This window comes from Mycobacterium botniense, from assembly GCF_010723305.1.
GTDB classification, from domain to species: domain Bacteria; phylum Actinomycetota; class Actinomycetes; order Mycobacteriales; family Mycobacteriaceae; genus Mycobacterium; species Mycobacterium botniense.
The window spans coordinates 376,786-391,814 of sequence record NZ_BLKW01000004.1; the positions used below are offsets into that span (position 1 = coordinate 376,786).

At 64.6% G+C, this 15,029-nt stretch carries 14 protein-coding genes; 9 read left to right on the top strand and 5 right to left on the bottom strand.

All coding sequences use genetic code 11. The features are described 5' to 3' along the window. Positions 1 to 4 precede the first annotated feature (4 nt). From G6N08_RS11915 to G6N08_RS11925, 3 genes are all read right to left on the bottom strand, one after another. Positions 5 to 1,315, bottom strand: coding sequence for a lytic transglycosylase domain-containing protein (locus G6N08_RS11915; RefSeq protein WP_371869019.1), 1,311 nt, complete (start codon positions 1,313 to 1,315; stop codon positions 5 to 7). A 174-nt stretch (positions 1,316 to 1,489) separates the two neighbouring features. After that, positions 1,490 to 2,035, bottom strand: coding sequence for a DUF1003 domain-containing protein (locus G6N08_RS11920; protein ID WP_163757536.1), 546 nt, complete (start codon positions 2,033 to 2,035; stop codon positions 1,490 to 1,492). After that, the gene (locus G6N08_RS11925; protein WP_163757538.1) at positions 2,032 to 3,324 is read right to left on the bottom strand and encodes a magnesium transporter MgtE N-terminal domain-containing protein; all 1,293 of its coding nucleotides are present in this window, start codon (positions 3,322 to 3,324) and stop codon (positions 2,032 to 2,034) included. The genes G6N08_RS11920 and G6N08_RS11925 overlap by 4 nt, the downstream gene beginning before the upstream one ends. A gap of 24 nt (positions 3,325 to 3,348) precedes the next feature. Between G6N08_RS11925 and G6N08_RS11930 the strand changes: the two genes are divergently transcribed. Continuing rightward, on the top strand, positions 3,349 to 4,320 hold the full coding sequence (locus G6N08_RS11930; protein ID WP_163757540.1) for an HpcH/HpaI aldolase/citrate lyase family protein: 972 nt from the start codon (positions 3,349 to 3,351) through the stop codon (positions 4,318 to 4,320). Between the two features lie 21 nt (positions 4,321 to 4,341). Here the strand turns inward: G6N08_RS11930 and G6N08_RS11935 are convergent, their stop codons facing one another. Further along, positions 4,342 to 4,995 (bottom strand): DUF4190 domain-containing protein, encoded by a 654-nt coding sequence (locus G6N08_RS11935; RefSeq protein ID WP_163757542.1) that lies wholly within the window; start codon positions 4,993 to 4,995, stop codon positions 4,342 to 4,344. Between the two features lie 197 nt (positions 4,996 to 5,192). Here G6N08_RS11935 and G6N08_RS11940 point away from each other — a divergent pair, with 197 nt between their 5' ends. From G6N08_RS11940 to G6N08_RS11960, 5 genes are all read left to right on the top strand, one after another. After that, a complete protein-coding gene (locus G6N08_RS11940) occupies positions 5,193 to 5,720 on the top strand; it encodes a general stress protein (protein ID WP_163757544.1) in 528 nt (175 codons plus the stop codon). A 163-nt stretch (positions 5,721 to 5,883) separates the two neighbouring features. Continuing rightward, positions 5,884 to 7,290, top strand: a complete 1,407-nt coding sequence (locus tag G6N08_RS11945; protein WP_163757546.1) for an extracellular solute-binding protein — start codon at positions 5,884 to 5,886, stop codon at positions 7,288 to 7,290. After that, positions 7,287 to 8,210 carry a carbohydrate ABC transporter permease gene (locus tag G6N08_RS11950; protein WP_163757548.1) on the top strand — a complete coding sequence of 308 codons (924 nt, stop codon included), beginning with the start codon at positions 7,287 to 7,289 and terminating at the stop codon, positions 8,208 to 8,210. Before G6N08_RS11945 ends, G6N08_RS11950 begins: the two co-directional genes overlap by 4 nt. A gap of 119 nt (positions 8,211 to 8,329) precedes the next feature. After that, positions 8,330 to 9,166, top strand: a complete 837-nt coding sequence (locus G6N08_RS11955; protein WP_163757550.1) for a carbohydrate ABC transporter permease — start codon at positions 8,330 to 8,332, stop codon at positions 9,164 to 9,166. A 4-nt stretch (positions 9,167 to 9,170) separates the two neighbouring features. Continuing rightward, entirely contained in the window at positions 9,171 to 10,352 is a 1,182-nt protein-coding gene (locus tag G6N08_RS11960) for an ABC transporter ATP-binding protein (protein WP_163757552.1), read from the top strand. Positions 10,353 to 10,450: 98 nt separating this feature from the next. On the opposite strand, the gene corA is transcribed toward G6N08_RS11960, so the two are convergent. After that, the gene (gene corA, locus G6N08_RS11965) at positions 10,451 to 11,557 is read right to left on the bottom strand and encodes a magnesium/cobalt transporter CorA (protein ID WP_163757554.1); all 1,107 of its coding nucleotides are present in this window, start codon (positions 11,555 to 11,557) and stop codon (positions 10,451 to 10,453) included. Between the two features lie 259 nt (positions 11,558 to 11,816). Here corA and G6N08_RS11970 point away from each other — a divergent pair, with 259 nt between their 5' ends. From G6N08_RS11970 to G6N08_RS11980, 3 genes are all read left to right on the top strand, one after another. Continuing rightward, positions 11,817 to 12,806 (top strand): malate dehydrogenase, encoded by a 990-nt coding sequence (locus G6N08_RS11970; protein ID WP_163757556.1) that lies wholly within the window; start codon positions 11,817 to 11,819, stop codon positions 12,804 to 12,806. 165 nt (positions 12,807 to 12,971) lie between these two features. Beyond that, on the top strand, positions 12,972 to 14,066 hold the full coding sequence (locus G6N08_RS11975; protein ID WP_163760518.1) for an NAD(P)-dependent malic enzyme: 1,095 nt from the start codon (positions 12,972 to 12,974) through the stop codon (positions 14,064 to 14,066). After that, positions 14,063 to 14,914, top strand: a complete 852-nt coding sequence (locus G6N08_RS11980; RefSeq protein WP_163757558.1) for a glycine betaine ABC transporter substrate-binding protein — start codon at positions 14,063 to 14,065, stop codon at positions 14,912 to 14,914. Before G6N08_RS11975 ends, G6N08_RS11980 begins: the two co-directional genes overlap by 4 nt. Positions 14,915 to 15,029: the final 115 nt, after the last annotated feature.

Genomic DNA, 15,029 nt, shown 5'->3' on the forward strand with positions numbered 1-15,029 from the left:
CTGGTCAGTTGCCGGCACCGGGCACCGGGCCGTTGGCCGCCGGCGGGGCGAAAGGCGGTTCGGGGGGCAGCGGCGCGGGTGGTGCGAACGGCGGAGGTGGCATTGCCGCCGACGGCGGCGGGCCGGCCCACGGCGGTTGCCAGGCCGCCGGCGGCGGATTCTGCGACTCGATGCAGATCAATGTGCATGACGACGGCGTCTGGGTGGGCCGTGGCAGCCACGGCCACAGCGGTGACTGGCCGGTGAGTGGAGTCGGCCCCAGGTCGATCAGCGGCGACCGGACCATGGGGTCGTTAGACGGCAGTCCATGGATGTTCAGCGGCAGCCCCGGGCCGATCCCCTCGGGGTTCTCCAGGTGTATGTCGCCCAGCGGCGGCGGAGGCCCGATCAGCGGGGGCAGGTCGACCGGAACCACGCCAGTGGCATAGGCGGCGGCCCAGCCCAGGACGTTCTGGGCATAGGGCATGGAGTTGTTGTAGCGCAAAATCGCGGCCATCACCTGCGACGGATCACGCAGGTTGAGCCCTCCGCTGCACAGGTAGCGGGCGGCGGCCAGCGTGGAGTCGAAGAGGTTCTGCGGGTCGGCTCTCCCATCGCCGTCGCCGTCGGACGCGTACCGCGCCCACGTTCCGGGTAGGAATTGCATCGGCCCCATTGCGCGGGCGTAGACCACCCGGCCGCCGACGTTGCTTTGGACGACGATGGCGTTACCCGGCAGCGTGCCGTCGAGTGCGGGACCGTAAATCGGCCAGATCGCGGTGCCGTGGACGTCGGTGGCGCCACCGTTTGCGTGCATCGATTCGATGCGTCCGATCCCGGCCAGCAGGTTCCAGCTGATTCCGCAGCCTGGTTCCGACGCGGCCATTATCCGCTCAGCATTGCGGTAGGCGCTGAGCGCTACCATCGGAATACCCAGGGCGCCAGGCGAATTCACCACGACCGGCGGCGGAGGAGCCGATGTGGTAGCTGCTGCGACGTGGAGGGTCCGCAATGGACGGCGGACCGCGATTATCGCCGGGCCCGAGCGGTCGACCGGGGAAGACGCGACCGCGGCCATCGGAGTGATCGGGGTGCCGTGCACTGCGGCGGCCTCCGCGGGAAATCGGGGGGCCGCCGCGCCGACAGCGCCGGCGAGAACCAGCGGAGTGATCACGGCCATCCCGAATAAAGGCGTTTGTGTCACACGGGTCAGACGCTGCTGCAACGGAATCCACATGCCCGCACCGAAGGCTGATATGTTCCGCAGCACGCGGCGTACTCCTCGCCGCACCGCTGGGAATGCCGGGTGTGCACCCCAGCCTGGCCTTATGCGCACTCGATCGTCCTCGGTAGGTGAGCCCTATCAGGCGCTGGTGGAATCATGTTGGGCCTCATGGACTAGGTCACCATACATAACACTTGACGGTTGGTGGCAGCAATCGTTGACTCCGTGCTGATCGGGCGCGGGACCTGAGCCACTCCGAGGCGGGTCTGGCCACCAAACCGGGTCTCATCCCCGTTTTTTGGCGCGATGGTCGGCACCATCAGCGGAACGTATCGCCGCGGTATGCGGTTTTTCCGGCTGCAGATTCGTCAGCAGGGTCCGCAGGTCTTCCAGTTCCCGGCGCAGGTATTCCCGGGTCTTTGCCACATCGCCGATGGCCAGTCGCAGCGCGGCCAGTTCGCGTGCCAGGTATTCGGTGTCGGCTTTGGTCTGTGCGGCGCGCCGGCGGTCTTCTTCGAGCGCAACGCGGTCCCGGTTCTCCTGCCGGTTCTGTGCCAGCAATATCAACGGAGCGGCATAGGCGGCCTGGGTGGAGAAAGCCAGGTTAAGCAGGATGAAGGGGTAAGGATCCCAGCGCAGGGTGGTCGCGCAGACATTCAGCGCGATCCAGGCCACTACCACGACGGTCTGCAACAGCAGGTAGCGCCCCGTCCCGAAGAATCTCGCTATGGACTCGGTGATTTGCCCGACGGCCTCGGGGTCCACCCGGGGCGCCTGCAGTCGCGACGTGCGGGGAGTGTAGAGGCGTTGCCGCGACAAGGATTTGGTCACGACGGGCTCCCGGCGGGGTAAAGGTGCTCGTCGTCCTGGGTGCGCCAGTCATGCGGGAGCAAGTGATCGAGCACATCGTCGACGGTCACCGCTCCCAGCAAATGGCTCTCGTTGTCGACCACCGCCCCGCAGACGAGGTTGTAAGCCGCGAAGTAGCGGGTTACTGCGGCCAGCGGGGTCTCTGGCAACAGGCTGGGCAGGTCGGTGTCGACAATTCCGCCCACGAGTGTGGCCGGTGGCTCACGCAGCAACCGCTGCAGGTGCACACAACCCAGGTAGCGGCCGGTGGGGGTGGCAGTCGGTGGGCGCACGACGAACACCAGGGATGCCAGCGCGGGGGTGAGGTCGGGGTCACGAGCTCGGGCGAGAGCCTCGGCGACCGACGTGTCCGGAGTCAACGCGACCGGCTCTGAGGTCATCAACCCTCCGGCGGTGTTGGGAGAGTGTTTCAACAGCCGGCGCACCGGGTCGGATTCTCCGGGGTCCATGCGGCACAGCAATGCCTCGGCCTCGGTCGGACTCAGGACGCGCAGCAGGTCGGCGGCGTCGTCGGGATCCATCGCCCCCAACACATCGGCGGCGCGTTCGCTGCCCAATTGCACCAGCACCGCGGTCTGATCCTCATCGGGCAGCTCCTGCACGATATCGGCCAGTCGTTCGTTGTCGAGTGCCGTGAGAACCTCGTAACGGCGCTTGGGCGGAAGTTCGCGGATTGCTTCGGCCACTTCGACGGGGCGGCGGCCCTCGAACTGCTGGAGCAGCTGGGTCACACCTTGGCCCGGCATCGCCAGTGCCGACGGCGTCAGCCCCTGCACGTGCTGCCAGTCGACGACGTAGACGGAGCCCCGTCGCCGCAATCGTCGACGGCTACGGACCGCAACCTTGGTCACCACCCAGTCACGCGTCCGGGCCTGCTCGATGCCCACGTCGGTGATGACGACGTCAGCGCCGGCCAATTGCGGCAGTCCGGGGTCACTGATCCGCACCGGGGTGTCGAGCACCTGGCCGAGAACCAGCACCTCACCGGGCCGCTGCTCATAGCGGCGCAGCGAGAGGCTGGCGGTGTTCAATGTCACCGCGTGGGGCTCGATCGCGGCGACCCGCAGAATCGGCACGAAAATACTGCGGCGGGTTGCCAAGTCGATCACCAGCCCCAAAACCCGCGGTTGCTGGCGGACGATGCTGATGCTGATGACAACATCACGGACGCGTCCAAATGACTCACCGAGCGGACCCAGGACCAGCATTCGCGCGAGCCGCGCCACGTACACCCTGTCGACCGCTCCCATGGATGCCAGAGTAGGAGTGAAAGGGTGGATAACACGTATCGGCCCCGCAGAACCTGCCTCTCGGTTCCCGGCAGTAGCCAGAAGATGATCGACAAGGCTAAAAGCCTGCCCGCCGATGAGGTTTTTCTCGACCTCGAGGATGCCGTCGCACCAGAGGCTAAGGGGCCCGCCCGCACCCGGGTAGCGCAAGCGCTGGCCGAGTCGGGTTGGGCCGGACAGCTGCGCGGCGTTCGGGTTAACGGCTGGGCGACGCCATGGACCCACGCCGATGTCATCGAAGTGGTGTCCACCGTCGCCGCCACCCCCGGCGGGCAACTCGACGTCGTCGTGTTGCCGAAAGTCTCCGACGTCTCCCATGTGCAGGCACTCGACTTGCTGTTGACCCAGCTGGAGACCATCCACGGGCTCCCGGTCGGTGGGATCGGGATCGAAGCGCAGATCGAGAACGCCGCGGGCCTGACGAACGTGAACGCTATCGCGGCCGCACCCCGGGTGCAGGCGCTGGTGCTGGGCCCTGCCGATCTGATGGCAAGTCTCAACACGCGCACGCTGGTTGTCGGTGAGCAACCCCCCGGATACGACGTCGGTGACGCCTACCACTATGTGCTGATGACGATTCTGGTGGCCGCGCGCGCACACGGTGTGGCGGCGATTGACGGGCCATACCTCAAGGTCCGTGATATCGAAGCGTTCCGGCGGGTAGCGGGGAGGTCGGCGGCGCTCGGCTATGACGGGAAATGGGTGCTGCATCCCGATCAGATCGCCGCGGGCAACGAGATATTCACGCCCAGCCAGGCCGATTATGACCGCGCGGAGTTGATCCTGGAAGCCTATGCATGGCATACCTCCGTGGCGGGCGGCGCGCGGGGGGCGGTCATGTTCGGTGATGAGATGATCGACGAGGCCAGCCGCAAAATGGCCCAGGTGATAGCCGCCCGGGGCCGCGCGGCAGGCCTGCAGCGCCAATCGGGACCGTTCGTGCCGCCGAGCGGATAGGTGCCGGTGATGCCGTCGCCGCTAGGGGGCCCCGAGGTGGTGCCGTGCATACATTGCGATGATGAGCCAGACCAGCAGCGTCGCAACTCCGACCACGATGCCCGCGACGGCTAACCCGTAACCCTCCTGGCGGACCTGCTTGATCTGGTTGAGTGCGACCGCGCCCAGCACAATTCCGACAATCGAGCCGATACAGGTGAGCAGGCCAATGCACGAGCTGACCAGTGCGGCGATCGCCAGCGTATTGGTCCCGGACGGCTGGGGCTGACCGTAGCCACCCGGATAGGGCGGTGCCGGATAGCCGCCCGGATAGGGTTCGCCGTAGCCGGGTGGATACCCCGGCCCGTACTCCGGCGGCCGGGGCTGGCCGTACTCCGGCGGTCCGGGCGGGAACATGGAGCCGTATCCGGGCTGTTCCGGGTATCCCGGCGGTGGGTACCCGGCGGGCGGCGGGTACGCGGGCGGGTAGCCCGCTGCCGGATAGGTGGGGTGCGCAAAGTCGGGTGTCGAGGCAGCCGACGGAGGCGCAAACCCCGGGGGTGGCTCAACGCCCGGAGCGGGGGGAGGCTCAGCGGGCGGGGCTTCCGGCCCGGCTTGTGCCGGGGTCTGCTCAGCTGGGGGCTGGTTAACGTTGTCGCGCGCCTTATCGCCCGAGTCGCCGCCGGGAACTGTCATGCGTTCAACCTAGCCTGGGGAGGATGCGGGCCGCACAGCGGGCCGAGCAGAAACCGGGCAGGTCGCGCGCCTCGTGACGACGAGGGCCGCACGGGCCGGCCGAAGTAGCCCACCTCGCCGAGACAATCGGGCAAGCTTGCTTAGCGGCAGTCAACCGGCAGATGAATCGTTGAGCCCGGCAGAGGAGAATGAGATCTATGACCAGCCCCTTTCAGCCCGGACAGGTTCCCGGCGCGACCCCGAGCGCCCCAGGTGCGGGTCGGCGCGGTGCACCTCAGTTGCCGACCCCGCCGAAGGGCTGGCCGGTCGGGTCGTATCCGACGTATGCCGAGGCGCAGCGCGCCGTCGACTATTTGTCTGAACAGCAGTTTCCGGTGCACCAGGTGACTATCGTCGGCGTCGACCTCATGCAGGTCGAACGGGTCACCGGCCGGCTGACCTGGCCGAAAGTTCTCGGCGGGGGTGTGCTGAGCGGCGCCTGGCTGGGCCTGTTCATCGGGTTGGTCCTGGGTTTCTTTAGTCCCAATCCGTGGGCTGCACTCGCAACCGGTCTGATCGCCGGGGTGTTCTTCGGGTTAATCACCTCTGCTGTGCCCTACGCGATGGCCCGCGGTACAAGGGACTTCAGCTCGACTATGCAGTTGGTGGCGGGCCGCTACGACGTGCTCTGTGATCCGCAAAATGCGGAGAAAGCCCGGGATCTGTTGGCACGCTTGGCGATCTGAACCGCCCATGGGGTGTGGACCGCTCAGCGGGCTGCGGCGTGTGCTGCTGGGCAGCTGGCCCCCTGAAGTCACGGCCATTCACAGTGTTGCGAATCACGCGCACGTGGCTCTACGGTTCTGGCGCGGGACATTACTCAACACAGACACAGATAAGGCGGGTGTGGTGGCGAGTCGTCGCGGGCGCGCACGGTGGCTGGCTGCGGTCGCGACGACGGCAATCACCGCATCGTGGGCGGTGGCCTGCGCGGCTGGTGGCGGGCGGGTGATCAGCTTTTATACGCCGGCCGCCGACAGCGCGACATTTGCCGCCATCGCCAGAAATTGCACCGACCAACTGGGGGGGCGGTTCCGCATCCAGCAGGTCAGCTTGCCGAAATCGGCCGACGACCAGCGCCTGCAGCTGGCGCGCCGACTTACCGGCAACGATCGAACTTTGGACGTGATGGGTCTGGACGTGATGTGGACCGCCGAGTTCGCCGACGCCGGCTGGGTTCTTCCCTTATCCGATGATCCGGCCGGTCGAGCCGAGGCTGACGCCACCACCGACACGCTACCGGGCCCGCTTGCGACGGCGACCTGGAAGCACAAGCTCTACGCTGCGCCCCTCACCTCGAACACTCAATTGCTCTGGTACCGAGCAGATTTGATGGATAAGCCACCGGCGACCTGGACCGACATGGTCGCCGAGGCCACCCGGTTGCATGCCGCGGGCGGCCCGAGTTGGATTGCCGTGCAGGCCAAGCAGTACGAAGGGCTGGTGGTGTGGTTCAACACCTTGCTGGTGAGCGCGGGTGGTGAGGTGCTTTCTGGCGACGGCCGGACCGTCACATTGACCGATACGCCTGCGCATCGAGCCGCAACTGTTACGGCGCTGCAGATCCTCAAATCGGTAGCGACCGCCCCCGGAGCCGACCCATCGATCACACAGACCGACGAGAGCACCGCGCGACTGGCGCTGGAACAGGGCAAAGCCGCACTGGAAGTCAACTACCCCTACGTTTTGCGCTCCATTCTGGAAAACGCGGTGAAGGGCGGTGTGCCTTTCTTGCCACTGAATACGCGTCCCGACTTGGCGAGCAGCATCAACAGTGTCGGGATGTTCGCACCTACCGGCGACCAGTTTCGCGTCGCCTATGACGCCAGCAAGAAGGTGCTCGGGTTCGCACCCTACCCGGCTGTGGTGTCTGGTCGTCCGGCCCGGGTGACAATCGGCGGGTTGAACCTGGCCGTGGCCAAGACAACCCGCCACAAAGCGGAGGCATTCGAGGCGATTCGTTGCCTTCGCAACATCCACAACCAGAAACACATCTCGATCGAGGGTGGCCTGTCGCCGGTCCGGACCTCGCTGTACTCGGATCCGCAGTTCCAGGAGCAGTATCCGCAATACGCCATTATTCGCCAGCAGCTCACTACTGCTGCTGTGCGGCCGGTGACGCCGCTGTATCAAGCGGTGTCCACCCGGATCTCGGCGACGCTGGCACCGATCACCAAAATCGATCCGGAAAGGACGGCCGGCGAGCTCACCGAGCAAGTGCAAAAAGCTATCGACGGTAGGGGTCTCATCCCATGAGCGGGTTCCCCGCACCGGGCACCGTCGCCGGCGTTCCGCCGACGGAGAACCGCAGCTCCGAACGGCGACTGGCGTTGCTGCTGATCAGCCCGGCGGTGATTTTGATGTTGGCGGTCGCAGCGTATCCGATCGGCTACGCGATATGGCTGAGCTTGCAGCGGTACAACTTCGCCACGCCGGGGAACACCGCCTTCGTTGGTCTGGCCAACTACCGGACCGTGTTGACAGATCGGTATTGGTGGACAGCTTTTGTGGTGACGCTTGCGATTACGGTGGTTTCTGTCGCGATTGAATTTGTGCTGGGGCTGGCGCTGGCGCTGGTGATGCATCGGACTGTGGTCGGCAAGGGTGTGGTGCGCACCGCGGTGCTCATCCCGTACGGCATCGTCACGGTCGCCGCGTCATACTCCTGGTATTACGCCTGGACGCCGGGCACCGGATATTTGGCTAACCTGTTGCCGCACGGCAGCGCGCCGCTGACGCAGCAGATCCCGTCGCTGGCGATCGTCATCCTCGCTGAGGTATGGAAGACCACCCCATTTATGGCGTTGCTGTTGCTGGCCGGGCTGGCGTTGGTGCCTGAGGATCTCCTGAAGGCCGCACAAGTCGACGGCGCCGGGGCGTGGCGACGGCTGACCAAGGTCATTTTGCCGCTGATCAAACCGGCAGTGTTGGTCGCGCTGCTTTTCCGCACCTTGGACGCGTTCCGGATCTTCGACAATATCTATGTGCTCACCGGTGGCTCCAACAACACGGAATCGGTTTCGATGCTGGGCTACGACAATCTGTTCAAAGGCTTCAATGTGGGCCTTGGTTCAGCAATCTCGGTGTTGATTTTCCTGTGTGCCGCCGTCATCGCGTTCGTGTTTATCAAAGGCTTCGGTGCGGCTGCACCGGGCAGGGGCGGCAATGGAGCTTGAGTACCGCAGCACCGATCCGGGCTACTGGGCGGGTCGGCGCAGAGGCAGGTCCTCAGGGCGCGCCCCGCAACCGCGCGGGCGGGGTTGCTGCACCATCCCGGCAACAGGCGGGGGTTGCCATGGCTGAGCGAATCGCTGTTCAGCGGGCGGCCGGTTGGCTCATCCTCGACGTCCTGGTGGTGTTCTACGCCCTGTTTCCGGTGTTGTGGATTCTGTCGCTCTCGCTCAAGCCGACCTCAACGGTCAAAGACGGCAAATTGATTCCTTCGTCGGTGACTTTTGACAACTACCGAGCGATTTTCCGTGGCGACTTCTTCAACTCGGCGCTGATCAACTCGATCGGGATTGGTGTGATCACCACCGTGATCGCTGTGGTGATCGGCGCGATGGCAGCTTATGCCGTGGCCCGATTGTCGTTTCGCGGCAAGGGACTGCTGGTCGGCGCCGCCCTTCTGATCGCAATGTTCCCTCAAATATCACTTGTCACACCGCTGTTCAACATCGAACGCACCGTCGGCCTGTTCAACACCTGGGCCGGGCTGGTCATCCCCTACATCACCTTCGCCTTGCCCCTTGCCCTCTACACGCTGTCGGCCTTCTTCCGCGAGATTCCTTGGGATTTGGAAAAGGCTGCCAAAATGGATGGTGCCACGCCGGGGCAGGCTTTCCGTAAGGTGATTGTGCCGCTCGCCGCGCCAGGAATCGTGACCGCGGCGATTCTGGTGTTCATCTTCGCCTGGAACGATCTACTGCTTGCGCTGTCGCTGACGGCAACCAAAGCCTCGATCACAGCCCCAGTGGCGATCGTCAACTTCACCGGCAGTTCGCAATTCGAGGAGCCAACCGGGTCAATCGCTGCCGGCGCAATGGTGATCACCGTCCCTATTATCATTTTTGTTTTAATCTTCCAACGACGGATCGTCGCCGGGTTGACCTCTGGTGCGGTGAAGGGATAGCTCAATGGCCGAGATTGTGCTGGATCACGTGACCAAGAGTTACCCGGACGGCACGACGGCCGTGAAGGACCTAAGCATTACGATCGCCGACGGGGAGTTTGTCATCCTGGTCGGGCCGTCCGGCTGTGGTAAGACCACAACGTTGAATATGATTGCGGGCTTGGAGGATATCTCATCGGGGGAGCTTCGCATAGGTGGTGAGCGAGTCAATGAGAAGGCTCCCAGAGACCGCGATATCGCAATGGTATTCCAGTCGTACGCGCTGTATCCTCATATGACCGTTCGACAAAATATCGCGTTCCCGCTGACCCTTGCCAAGCTGAAAAAAGCAGAGATCGCGCAAAAGGTCGAAGAGACCGCGAGAATTCTTGACCTGATCGATTTGCTGGATCGCAAGCCGTCGCAGTTGTCGGGCGGCCAGCGACAACGGGTGGCGATGGGTCGCGCGATCGTGCGCCATCCCAAGGCGTTTTTGATGGATGAGCCGCTGTCTAACCTGGACGCCAAACTGCGGGTGCAGATGCGCGGTGAAATCGCACGGCTGCAGCGAAGATTGGGCACGACAACCGTCTATGTGACCCATGACCAGACCGAGGCCCTGACACTCGGTGACCGCGTGGTGGTCATGCGTGGTGGTGTCGCGCAGCAGATCGGTACCCCCGATGAGTTGTACGAGCGGCCCGCCAACCTGTTCGTCGCGGGCTTCATCGGTTCGCCGGCGATGAATTTCTTTCCCGCCACTCTGACGTCGACCGGACTGATGTTGCCGTTTGGCGAGGTGACCTTGACTCAGCCGGTCCACGATGTGATCGCCCAGCACCCTAGACCAGACAACGTCATCGTCGGTGTGCGCCCTGAGCATCTTGCCGATGCCGCGTTGATCGACGCCTATCAGCGCATCAGGGCGCTGATTTTTGAGGTGAAAGTCGACATGGTCGAATCCCTGGGCGCCGACAAGTACGTGCACTTCACCACCGCCGACTGTGATGTGCACGCAGCGCAGCTGGACGAGCTGGCCGCCGAATCAGGCAGCGACGAGCACCAGTTCGTGGCAAGGGTTCCCCCCGAGTCGAAGGCGGTCAAAGGGCAGTCGATCGAATTAGCTTTGGACACTTTGAAACTTGCTGTTTTCGACGCCGATTCGGGGGTCAACCTGACCATTCCCCCGCCCTCCGATAGGGGGTGACAGACCCCGACCGCGACTGGCGCAGAGCCGCGCTCCTGCGCTCAGAGACACCCGGAGCCGACGCGAAATGATCGAAACTTTGGGATGTGCCGACAACGTCACAGCCAGTGTCTGCGCCGAAAGTTGCGGTACAAAATCAGACAAAGACCGGTCATCACGGCCATCACAACGGGGTAGCCCCACTTCCAGCCCAGTATGGGCATCCAGTCGAAGTTCATGCCGTAGATCCCCGCGATCATTGTGGGTACCGCCAGGATCCCGGCCCAGGCCGATATCTTGCGCATGTCGATGTTTTGCTGCAACTCGACTCGAGCCAGCGCGGCGTGCACCAGCGAACTGAGCATTTCGTCATAGCTGGCGATCTGCTCGGCGACCTGAGAATGGTGGTCGGCAACGTCACGCAGATAGCGACGCACTTCTTTGGAGATCAGATCCTTGTGTTCTGACTGGATGCGCTGGAACGGAACCGACAGGGGGTTCACGCAGCGACGCAGCTCAACGACTTCACGTTTGATCTGGTAAATCGGTTCGACGTCGGTACGGTGCCCCGGCGCGAATGCCACCTCCTCGATGGCGTCGATATCCGCGGCCATCAGGTTGGTCACCTCAAGGTAGTGATCTACCACATGATCGGCGATGGCGTGCATTACTGCGTGAGGTCCGAGCCTCATATGCTCCGGGTCGGCGTCCATCCGCTTGCGCACCTCGGATAGTCCACCGTGTTCCCCGTGGCGAACGGTGACGACGAAGTCTTTACCCACGAAGATCATGATTTCCCCGGTTTCGACGATCTCCCGGGTTAGCACCACCGAATCGTGTGGGACATAGTTGACCGTTTTCAGGACCAGGAACAGGGTCTCGTCATAACGCTCCAGTTTGGGCCGTTGATGGGCTTGCACAGCATCCTCGGCTGCGAGCGGGTGCAGACCGAAAACTTCAGCCACATCGTGCATCTGGCGCTCGTTGGGCTCGTGCAGGCCAATCCAGACGAATGCCATCTGGCCGGCCTGCTGGATTTCTCGTGCCTTGGCCAATGCGTCGGCGTGGGTGTAGGTGCCGGGCAGCCGCATCCCGTCCACATACACGCCGCAGTCGACCATCACCTGGGTGACCGGGGCCACACCGGATTGCGTGTTCGGCTCGGTGAACGTGGTTGTCCGGGCGGTCGGCCGGAGCGCTGGGGATAACGCGCGAAACGAGGGCATCGGGTCAATCTCCCGTAGCGTGGCAGGTCTGTTCGAGCCGCGGTCAATGCTACGCGTGTCCGCACGTGCGCCGCGCGACGAGCCGTTCAACGCGGAACACACGCGCGAGACGCCAGGCACGGGTCAGTTGTGCCCGGCGGGTATGGGTGGTGCAGCCTTGGGCGGTGACTCAACCGTAGGCCGGCTGCGGACCAGAGATTCGCCGCTGGTCGTGGTGCGCTAATTTCGATCCAAACCACTTTTCCAAGGAGCATCTGACGTGAGCACAACCCCTCTTAAGGTCGCTGTCACCGGCGCTGCCGGTCAGATCGGCTACAGCCTGCTGTTCCGTCTGGCGAGCGGCTCGCTGTTAGGGCCCGACCGCCCGATCGAGCTACGTCTGCTGGAGATCGAACCGGCACTTAAGACGCTCGAAGGTGTCGTGATGGAGCTTGATGACTGCGCGTTTCCGCTGCTGGCCGGTGTGGAGATCGGCACGGACCCGGCCAAGATCTTCGACGGCGCAAATCTGGCGCTGCTCGTCGGCGCGCGCCCGCGTGGCCCGGGGATGGAGCGCAGCGACCTGCTTGAGGCTAATGGCGCGATCTTCACAGCCCAGGGGAAGGCCCTCAACGAGGTTGCCGCCGATAATGTCCGCATCTTGGTCACCGGCAACCCGGCCAACACCAACGCGCTGATCGCGATCAGCAACGCGCCCGACATCCCCCGGGAGCGGTTTTCCGCACTGAGCCGCCTCGACCACAACCGGGCGATTTCGCAGTTGGCCAAAAAGACCGGCGCCGCAGTTACTGACATCACAAAGATGACGATCTGGGGCAACCACTCGAACACCCAGTACCCTGATATCTTCCACGCCGAAATCGCGGGCAAGAACGCCGCCGAAGTGGTGGGTGATCAGGCCTGGATCGAGAATTACTTCATCCCCACCGTCGCCAAACGAGGTGCGGCGGTGATCGCCGCGCGCGGCTCCTCATCGGCTGCCTCAGCCGCTTCAGCCACCGTCGACGCCGCCCGGGACTGGCTGCTGGGCACACCACAGGGTGACTGGGTGTCGATGTCGGTCATCTCCGACGGTTCTTACGGCGTGCCCGAGGGTCTGGTCTCCTCGTTCCCGGTGACCACCCGGGACGGCGACTGGACCATCGTTAGCGGCTTGGAGATCGACGAATTCTCCCGCCGCCGCATCGACGCGTCGGCTGCGGAGTTGGCCGACGAACGCAACGCGGTGAGCCAGCTCGGCCTGATCTGAGCACGGTCCCGGCGCGCGGTCCGACCCGGCCCACCGCGGGATTGGTCAACCGGACGCAGTACCCTCGAGGCCGTGTGCGATATCGCCCCGCGAGCGGTGACAGGTTCGCAGATCATCCTCGGAGACGAGGAGATCTTCGAGGCGCATACCGGCGGAAAGCTTTCCATGCAGCTGAAGGCCCCGCTGGACACCCAGCGCGCGCTGTCGATCGCCTACACCCCGGGTGTGGCGCAGGTCAGCCGCGCGATCGCCGCCGACCACACGCTGGCGGCCCGCTACACCTGGGCGAACCGGCTGGTGGCCGTCGTCAGCGACGGCAGCGCCGTGCTGGGTCTCGGCGACATCGGCCCGGCGGCGGCGCTGCCGGTGATGGAGGGCAAAAGCGCGCTGTTCAAGGCTTTCGGGGAATTGGATTCCATCCCGATCGTGCTGGATACCAAGGATCCCGACCAGATCGTCGAAACCCTCATACGGCTGCGCCCGACGTTCGGTGCGGTCAGTCTGGAGGACATCGCCGCGCCGCGCTGCTTCGAAATCGAGCGCCGCGCGATCGAAGCGCTGGACTGTCCGGTCATGCACGATGACCAGCACGGCACCGCGATCGTGGTGCTCGCGGCGCTGCTGGGCGCCACCAGCTTGCTGGGCCGCGACATGAAGACGCTGCGCATCGTCATCTCAGGTGCCGGGGCAGCCGGTGTTGCATGCGCGAACCTTCTTCTCTCAGTGGGGATTTCAGACATCACCCTGCTCGACTCGCGGGGCATCCTCGATTCCGGGCGCGACGATTTGAACAGCGTCAAGGCCGAACTGGCGCAGCGCACCAATCCCGCGGGGCGCACTGGTGGGATGGTGGAGGCACTCGAGGGAGCTGATGTGTTCCTCGGAGTATCTGCCGGTGTGGTTCCCGAGGAGTTAATCGCCACGATGGCCCCGGATGGGATCGTGTTCGCGCTGTCGAACCCGGACCCGGAGATCCATCCCGCTCTCGCCGCCAAACACGCCGCCGTGGTGGCTACCGGGCGTAGTGACTTTCCCAACCAGATCAACAACGTGCTGGCATTTCCCGGGGTGTTTCGCGGTGCGCTGGATGCCGGCGCGCGCAGAATCACCCCGAAGATGATGGTGGCGGCGGCCGAAGCGATTTTCTCCGTCGTGAGCGACGAACTAGCGCCGGACCGGATCGTGCCCAGTGCGCTGGATCCCCGCGTCGGAAAGGCGGTGGCCGCCGCGGTTGCAGCTGCCTCAGACTCGGCAGGGTGACCGGTTTCCGGCTGACTGCTCTGACGCTTGCGGCGGCGCTGGCGGTCGCGGGCTGCAGTCATGTTTACCGCGCCGGCCACGAGCTGGTGGTGGGATCACGCTTCGACTCCGAATCGGTGCTGTTGGCGAATCTGTACGCCGCAGCACTGCGCTCGTACGGTTTCGCGGCGCGCGTTGAAACGACACCTGATCCGCTGGCTACGCTGGACTCCGGGGCGTTGACCGTGGTCCCCACTCTCACCGGCGAGGTGTTACAGACTTTCCAGCCAGGTGCCGCAGTGCGCTCTGATAAGCAGGTTTATCGGGCGATGGTCGCGGCGCTGCCCGAAGGCGTTGCGGCTGGTGATTACGCTACCGCTGCGGAGGACAAACCGGAGCTGGTGGTCACCAAGGCCACCGCCACGGCCTGGGGTGGTAACGAGCTGAGAGTGCTGGTGCGGCATTGCGAGGGGCTGGTCATCGGGTCGGTCAGCGGCGCCTCCACGCCTTCAGCGGTCAGTCGGTGCCGACTGCCGACTGCCCGTCAATTCCCGGATAGCGCAACAATGTTCGCTGCGTTACGCGCCGGCCAGATCACTGCGGGTTGGACCACCTCCGCGTCCCCGGACATACCCGACGACTTGGTGGTGCTGGTCGACGGGAAACCACCGCTGGTGCAGGCCGAGAACATAGTGCCGCTGTATCGTCGAAACGAGCTGACCGAGCGACAGCTGCTGGCGATCAACGAGGTGGCGGGCGTACTCGACACCGCCGCATTGGTCGAGATGCGCCGGCAGGTGGACAGGGGTGCCGATCCCCGGGCAGTGGCCGAAACGTGGCTGGCCGAACACCCGCTCGGGCGTTCTTAGCTCGGCGACGATGCGGGCCGGGAGGGCCCGCTGAGGAGCCGGGCAATTGGGCTGGGCTCGGCGACGATGCGGGCCGGGAGGGCCCGCTGAGGAGCCGGGCAATTGGGCTGGGCTC